Origin of the sequence: Phormidium sp. CCY1219, from assembly GCF_035615515.1 — a bacterium.
Classification (GTDB): Bacteria; Cyanobacteriota; Cyanobacteriia; order Cyanobacteriales; family Laspinemataceae; genus CCY1219.
Genome location: NZ_JAJENT010000778.1, coordinates 1 through 7941, shown reverse-complemented (window position 1 = coordinate 7941; position 7941 = coordinate 1). Strand labels below are relative to the sequence as shown.

The following is a 7941-nucleotide window of genomic DNA, read 5'->3' as shown; positions in this document are numbered from 1 at the left end:
CTTCTCTAATTTTATCATTTCCTCCTGAGTCTCTGTCAATATTCAGCCGCAAATTTTTTCGATGGAGTGCTTGACAAGGGGAGTTGACATCAGGTATAATTAACTCTTGTCTGCATCCATGACGTATATGCAATGCAAATATTGCTTAAGTCTCCTGCCGGCAGCTAGGACTTGTACTTCCCTCATTCTATCATTTCCTCCTGAGTCTTTGTCAATGTTCAGCCGCAAATTTTTTCTCAGTTAAGCCGCTTTTGCCTTTTGAGATGATTTGGGAGTTACGCAATTGGTGGGGAATTGCTCTCAATCTAGGTTGGGGTGGGCAAAATGCCTACTAGGCTTTATCGGAACGCCCCCCACACAGTCGCCTGAGTAATATTACGCATCGCCTCAGTATTTTCACGGTTATCGCAGAATTGAGTAGTTTGCCGGTAGTGGTGCGGCGGAACTTAATCTTATCTTTAAAGACAATACATTTAGCTTTACCAAAACTTTAAGTAGAATTGAAAGGAAATGTAGTATGCATTCCATCGCCCGTTCCTGTAGTGCTGCCATTGCGCCGTTAAACCACCGAGACACCGAAGCCCTCGAGGGCATTTTTGAAGCCTGTGACGGGGATCCCACGGGGGAACTCGAAGCGGTGTTAAGCCACTATTTTGGTTCTCGCCACCAGGGGAGAGGGAATCCAAAAGGAAAAAAGTTGTCAAAGCGAGAAAACTGTGATATAATAAGCAGCTTGGTGTAAAAAGCGAACTCCCGATGGAGGTCAAGCCCCCCATCGCCGCGACCCAAACTAAGCTAAAGTAGGGGGGTAAACACCTCAAGTTCAGATTCAGCTTATCAGCTTTGATTCAGTCTGAAACATTAGAACTCCTAGAATGGCCCCGTCTGTGCGAGCACTTGGCAACCTTTGCCGGGACGAAGCTGGGGGCGATGGCAGCGGAAACCCTGCCCATCCCAGAAAGCCTCGAGCAAACCCGAGAGTTGCTTTCGCAAACGCAAGAACTCTACGAATTGGAAAATCGCCTGTTGGGTGGACTGTCGTTTGAGGGCATCCAGGATATTGGCGATTCGCTCGATCGCGCCAATTTGCAAGGCATCCTCTCTGGGGAAGAACTGCTTGCCATTGCCACCACCTTATCGGGGGCGCGTCAACTGCGGCGAACAATCGACGCCCACGCCGACTTGTCGGCGCTCAATGGACTCATCGAAGATCTGCGAACCTATCCCGAAATCGAACAAGAAATCCATCACTGTATCGACGAACGAGGGAAAGTTGCCGATCGCGCCAGTGTGGAACTCGGCAACATTCGCGCCCGGATGAGGCACAACCGAGACCAAATTTACCAGCGATTGCAAAGCATCATGCAGCGCCAAGGCAATGCGGTGCAAGAGCAACTGATTACCCAACGCGGCGATCGCTACGTAATTCCCGTCAAAGCGCCGCAAAAAGATGCGATTCCCGGCATCGTGCAAGACACCTCCATGAGTGGAGCAACCCTGTATGTAGAACCCCACGCGATCGTCTCCCTGAACAACCAAGCGCGGGTTCTGCTCGCCCTTGAACGAACCGAAGAAGAAGCAATCCGGCGCGCCATCACCAAACGGATTGCCGAAGTTTCCGAAGATTTAGAAGAATTATTGGCGATCGTCACGATTCTGGATTTGGCTACAGCACGCGCCCGCTATAGCACCTGGTTGCAAGCAAACCCCCCGCATTTTCTTCAACGCGGGATACAAGATGAGGCACAAAGCGCTCAAAACCATCATTCCCCCGGGCAAACCATTACCCTGCGAGAACTGCGCCATCCCCTGCTAGTGTGGCAACAGCAACACGAACAAGGGCCAACCGTGGTGCCGATTAACGTCGTGATTCAGCCCCAGATTCGGGTAGTGGCGATTACCGGTCCGAACACGGGCGGGAAAACCGTGACCCTGAAAACCGTGGGATTAATCGCATTAATGGCCAAAGTCGGGTTATTCATCCCTGCCAAAGAACCGGTAGAACTGCCGTGGTTTGATTGGATTTTAGCCGATATCGGGGACGAACAATCGCTCGAACAAAGCCTTTCCACCTTTTCCAGTCACATTCGCCGCATTACGCGGATTTTCGAGACCATGACGCCGGAATCTCTGGTATTGCTGGATGAAGTGGGGGCGGGAACCGATCCGACGGAAGGAAGTGCCTTGGCGATCGCCCTGCTGCAACATCTGGCATCGCGGGCGCAACTGACCATCGCCACCACTCACTACGGCGAACTCAAAGCCCTGAAATACGAAGACGAACGGTTTGAAAATGCCTCAGTGGAGTTTGACGAAGCTACCTTGCAGCCCACCTATCGACTGCTGTGGGGCATTCCGGGACGATCCAATGCCTTGACGATTGCCCGTCGGTTGGGGTTAAATCCAGAGGTAGTGGATCGAGCGCAGAGTTTGGTAGCCCCCGGAGGGTCTCAGGAAGTCAACCAGGTGATTGCCGGGTTGGAAGATCAGCGCCGCGCCCAGGAAACGAAAGCGCGAGAAGCGGAAGATATTCTCGGCGAAACCGAACGGCTTTATCGGGAGGTATCGCAGAAGGCACAGTCCTTGCGCGATCGCGAATGGGAGTTGCAGCACTCGCTTGAACAAGCCATCCAAGCGGCGATCGCCGAAGCCAAAGCGGAAATTGCCCAGGTGATTCGTCGCTTGCAGCAAGGCAATGTTACCGGGAAAGATACCAACCAAGCCACCCAAGCGTTAAACGAAGTGGCGCAGCGGCATTTGCCCTCTCGCCAGAAACCGCCCAAACCGAAACCGGGATTTAAACCGCAAGTGGGCGATCGGGTTCGCATCCCGCAAATCGGCCAAACGGGCGAAGTGCTGAGTGTTTCCGAAGGCGATCGCGAAGTTACCGTGCGGTTTGGTTTAATGAAAATGAACGTTTCGATGAGCGAAATCGAGTCCTTGGAGGGGGAAAAAGTGGACATGCCCGCCAAAAAACCCGCTGCTGCCTCCGCCACCAAGGTATCCGCCGCTTCGGAAACGCTCAGTCAGAAACCGCCGGCACAAGCGCCCACCGTCCGGACGTCTAAAAATACCATCGATTTAAGAGGAAGTCGGGTTGCCGATGCCGAAATCCAACTCGAACAGGCGATCGCCGAACGAATTCCCGTGGGCGGTACACTGTGGATTATTCACGGCAAAGGCACCGGCAAACTCCGTGAAGGAGTCCATCAGTTCCTCAAACAACATCCGCAAATCGACCGCTACGAATTGGCTAGCCAAAAAGAAGGCGGTACGGGTGTTACCATTGCTTATCTCAAATAAGGGCAAAAAATGGAGAATTAAACATTAATAATTCCTCCCATCAAATGGCTCGATTTTATCGGGAAATTATCTTCCCTTTTGCGATGATTTACCCTAAGTAGAGACGCGATTTATCTCGTCTCTACAAGGGGGATTTCCACTGTAAAGATGCAAAAGAATTTGCACCGTTGATTATCGGCTTCAAAGCAATGTCTACCGTTGTTTTATTTCCTCCTCCACTATGCGCCCGATTCTGAACATTGCCACGGCGGGCAAATCCAGCCAAAAACCTGCAAAAACCGCACCCGGGAATATCGCCGAAGTGCAGCAGGAGTTGGGATTGCCGAATGCTCCCGCACCCGCACAGCTCGATAATATCAAAGCTCAGCTCGATTTAGTATTGCTGGCCCTGGAATGCTTGGCGGGAATTGGGTCCGAAGCCATATTAAAAGCGGCAGCGGATTTGCAGCTAGAACCGATGGCAATGGATCGGGTCTCCTTGTGGAGATTGCGGCAGTCGAATCCCCTGAGAAAAAGTCAGGGAGGAAGAAAAAAGTTAGATGTGGAAGAAGCGCGATCGCTGGTATTAATTATCTGCCATCTCGCGAAAGAAAATCACGAATTAATCCGCCGTGCTGTTGCCTTGCTCGAACAGCTAACCGAACAAAACAAACCGCCCCATTCCACCTCTCTTTTAGGCGATTTTATCGATAATTTCTGCAATACCTATCAAGAACGAATGGACAATGGAGAAGACACTAATCCGGAAGTTTTGACTCATTTAGCGCTAAAACTGCTCATTGATTTGCTCTTTTACGGCGGTCCAAACGGTCATCGGCGACTCTGGTTAGCGCTTATCGATCGCTCGGTTCGTGGATGAGTTTTGCCGCGATCGCTCCTGGACGTTCCATACGCTTTAACATACCCCATTCAACCCTATCTCATGCCTTCGTTTAATTCGGTCTTGCGACGGTACACGCCCCCCACTTGTACGTTAGAAATTCAGGGGAAAACTTCGCCCCTCTCCAAATGGACGGGTAAACCCGCAGTGCAACAATTAACCTTTAAACTCAGTTTTGATGCGCCGCAGTTGCCCCAAGAAAAACAAGTGACAATTCGCGGCGACGGGCAAACCCTCGATGAATTATATCAAGCGGTTACCACTTACGTCCAAGACTTTGTAAAGCAATCTCCCCCGCGATTGAATGCCAGTTATTTGGTTTCCGAACCCGATTCGGCACTCTCGGTGTGGGATACCCAAACCAAAGACTCGGAACTGAAGACAAAATTACAATCTCAGACGGAGGTGATGGGGGAAAATGGCACAACCCTTCCATCACCGCCAGAGACTCCCGAGGCAGAGGATGGCGCAGGGGGGATTCGGTTAAAACCGCGCGGGTTGGTCTCCCATGACTTATATTTAGGACAACTCGCCACCCCACAAAGCGGGTCAGTTGTCAACCTCGGTACCCTGCAATTATTTGACCTCGCCACAGCACTGGATTCCTATGGGGCAGATTTATTGGCGCTGCCGACTTGGGAACCCGCAAAACCCGGGAAATCCCCTGCATCTTGGTGGAAAGTGGCAGCGATCGCCTTATTTACCGCCGGCGTTAGCGCCTCGGTACTCAAACTCCTGAGTCCCCCCCTGATGGAAAGCAATGTCGCCACATCAACTCAGGAGGAACTCACCGCCGTCTCTCCACCCCCCGCACCGGCACCCCCACCACCCTCGCCGCCAGCAGAAAGCAATTCTCCCCTTGCGCCGACTCCCTCCACGCCGACAGCGGAATCCGTTACCCCTCCATCCCCCACACCGACACCGCAGTCGGCGCAACCCCAATCTGAGGCATCTGAGTCCCCTTCTGAGGTAAACCAACAGAGGCGATCGCAACCCCAGTCTGAGGCATCTGAATCCCCCGCCCAGGGGAACCAACAGCGGCGATCGCAATCGGCATCTACCACCACTGCGCCACCCACAGTACCGCCGCCCCCGCCTACCACTGTGCCACCAGTACCGCCGCCCCTCTCCTCCAATACCACGCCGCCTCCATTACCGGAGATGGGCGATCGGCCCACCACTGCGCCTCCGATTCCGGACCCCCCAGAAGAAGTGCGGACAGAATTTGAAATCATTCCCGCAGACCCCTCCACCACTGCGCCCCCCATTCCTTCCCCCCCACCGGTCATGCCTCCCCTGGATGCAAACCCTCCCTCGGAACTCGATGCCCCCATCAGCGCTGCACCTCGCACGCCACCTATGCCGACGTCAGATATCCCGGTTCCTAGCATCGGAAGCGACGAACCGCCCCCGGTACCGATACTCGACATCGAACCCTCCCCGGAGATTCTCGAACCGGAAGACTTGATTTCCACCGCCGAGGGGATAGATGTTACTGGGTTGAAAGCGCCGCCTACAGAGATGTCGGGGGATGCACAGGAGAGGGAAACGCCAGCAGCGGCGATCGCCCCGGAACCCAGCGCACCGGCAAGGGAAACCGACGCTTTATTTAACGAACCGCCCCAATTAGCGCAGGCAAAGGCGTATTTTCAAGAAAACTGGCAACCGCCACCTGACTTTGAGGAGACGTTGCAATACATCCTGCACCTCAATCCCGATGGTTCCATTGAGCGGATCGTCCCCCTCGGCGTTGCTTCTAAAATGCAAATCGAACTCAGCGGGGTGCCTTTGAACGGCAAACCCTTTGTCTCCTCCTTACCTGACGGGGAAACCCTCCGCATCCGCGTGGTTCTCGAACCGGAGGGCAGAGTCCAAACGTTCCGGGAATAGCATTTCCCTGCAATTGCGCGATCGCCCCCCAACTCCACCCCCCTGGCCCACCCCCCAGGGGGGTTTTTCCTCTCGCGATCGTCTCCAGCAAATTTCTTTCAAAAAAAATAAAAATTTTTATCCACATCTAGTTTGCATATTTACTCGATTACTCCCACTTCCCCCCTCGTTCCCAGGCTCAGCCTGGGAACGCGCCTTCCGAGGCTCAGCCTCCTTCTCCAATTCCAATGCCTAACCCCCCCTCACCTGACTGAAAACCTCACTCACCGACCCCAAACAAACCTACAATTTAGAAGCCGTAGCGGTCATCAAGCGTTTATCCGAGACCCTGTCAAACATTAGTAAATTAATGCAAACTAGATGTAATAAAAATCCTAAAAATCCCAAAAATTTACAAAATTCAGCGGGGTGGGGGGTGACACCCCTCATTTTTATGCTATATTAATTTCAGTAGATGCACCCTGATGGCAAGCGCCCAACTTGTTGGGCGTTTTTTTTTGCCCATTTTTATCCCCCCGGGAGGAATGAAGGGGGGTAAGGGAAAGCGCCACTGGAATCCCCAACCCAGCACAGTTCTGGTTGCAACTCAGTAATTTTTGCCCCCCTCAGCGCCGCGATCGCCTCTGGAACAGCGGGGAAAATTGCACTTCGAGCTAACATAAAAACAGACTTAACAATCTCGGCAAGGTGTTTGCTTGCCACTTACCCAAACTCTCAACAGATGATTTCTATAGAAGACGTAACGGCGGCATTCGATCGCAAAGACTATCGAGAAGTCGCCAAATTACTCAAAGCGTTACGCAAACAATCGCCCCAGAATCCTTGGGTGGGATTTTATATTGGCAAATACTATGAAGAAACGGGAAAGCTAGACGCCGCCGAAAAAGCTTACGGAAAAGTGTTGCGCGAGATAGGGAATCCAAAAGTGATTTCCCAAGCACGCGCTGGGTTAAAGCGGGTGGAAGCGATACCGAAAGAACGACGAAAGCAAGCGATCGCTCAAGCGAAACAAGACCCCACTCAGCTCAAACCGGGTTTATTGGTTCTCGAACCCATCAATCCGGACCGCAAAACCGAACTCGCCAAGCAATTCGCGCGGATTATGCAACTCCAACCCTATTCGGCGCGGTTGCTGCTTCCCACGCGCAGTTGGCGCATGTACCGTACTGGTGCGATCGGGGAATTGCAGGTATTTGTCAGGGAATTGCGCCAAGTTGGCATTCCCTGTTTTTGCGCCACTCTCGAACAAATCAATCGCCTGCGCGTCTTTCGCATCAACTATTTTGAAACCCTATCTCCCCACGCAACGGTGATTTGCAAAAATGAAGCGGACCAACAGGGCAAATTACCTTTTAAATGGTCAGAAGTCAGTCAAATCGTCTCGGGAATATTGCCGATTTTTAAAGAAGTGGCGGTGGAAAATCACCGTCGCACTCAGGTGAATTACAAGCAAGAAATTCACGAATATATCGGCGTCATGGATTTGCACCTGCATGGGCGAGGTTGCATCCTGCGCCTGTGCGAAGATAGCTACGAGTTTGATAATGGCTATTCTTTCATCCCCGCTGACGATAAGTCGGGCAAACGGTCCAAATCGGCGATTGATAGCATGAGTATGCACCTGAAATGGCAAAGGTTAGTCAAACATATCCAGCAACAATTGCCACAGGTAAATATGGTGTCGGATTTTACGCCGTTTGCTGAAACGGCTATCCCTGAAGAAGATATGCTAGAGCGCATCAAACCCCATCTGGATTTGTTTCGCTTTGCACCGAGTGTATGGGACAATGCGTTTGCCCTTTACAGTGGGTTAGTCTTTCTCAAACCCAGTTTGTAAGCGCTTCGGACCGGCGCTTTCATTTCCCAGG

At 52.2% G+C, this 7941-nt stretch carries 5 protein-coding genes; all 5 read left to right on the top strand.

The genetic code is table 11. The features are described 5' to 3' along the window. The first annotated feature begins 517 nt into the window (after positions 1 to 517). Positions 518 to 742: a hypothetical protein gene (locus LKK83_RS23660; protein WP_324633859.1), complete on the top strand. Its 225-nt coding sequence runs from the start codon at positions 518 to 520 to the stop codon at positions 740 to 742. Positions 743 to 843: 101 nt separating this feature from the next. After that, positions 844 to 3303 carry an endonuclease MutS2 gene (locus tag LKK83_RS23655; RefSeq protein ID WP_324633858.1) on the top strand — a complete coding sequence of 820 codons (2460 nt, stop codon included), beginning with the start codon at positions 844 to 846 and terminating at the stop codon, positions 3301 to 3303. Between the two features lie 220 nt (positions 3304 to 3523). Continuing rightward, on the top strand, positions 3524 to 4162 hold the full coding sequence (locus LKK83_RS23650) for a DUF3038 domain-containing protein (RefSeq protein WP_324633857.1): 639 nt from the start codon (positions 3524 to 3526) through the stop codon (positions 4160 to 4162). Positions 4163 to 4225: 63 nt separating this feature from the next. Further along, positions 4226 to 6073, top strand: coding sequence for a DUF4335 domain-containing protein (locus tag LKK83_RS23645; protein WP_324633856.1), 1848 nt, complete (start codon positions 4226 to 4228; stop codon positions 6071 to 6073). Between the two features lie 721 nt (positions 6074 to 6794). Further along, positions 6795 to 7910 carry a tetratricopeptide repeat protein gene (locus tag LKK83_RS23640; RefSeq protein ID WP_324633855.1) on the top strand — a complete coding sequence of 372 codons (1116 nt, stop codon included), beginning with the start codon at positions 6795 to 6797 and terminating at the stop codon, positions 7908 to 7910. Positions 7911 to 7941 lie beyond the last annotated feature (31 nt).

Coding starts and splice junctions, on each gene's coding strand:
- LKK83_RS23660 (WP_324633859.1), top strand. CDS start 518: ATGCATTCCATCGCCCGTTCCTGTAGTGCTGCCATTGCGCCGTTAAAC.
- LKK83_RS23650 (WP_324633857.1), top strand. CDS start 3,524: ATGCGCCCGATTCTGAACATTGCCACGGCGGGCAAATCCAGCCAAAAA.
- LKK83_RS23645 (WP_324633856.1), top strand. CDS start 4,226: ATGCCTTCGTTTAATTCGGTCTTGCGACGGTACACGCCCCCCACTTGT.
- LKK83_RS23640 (WP_324633855.1), top strand. CDS start 6,795: ATGATTTCTATAGAAGACGTAACGGCGGCATTCGATCGCAAAGACTAT.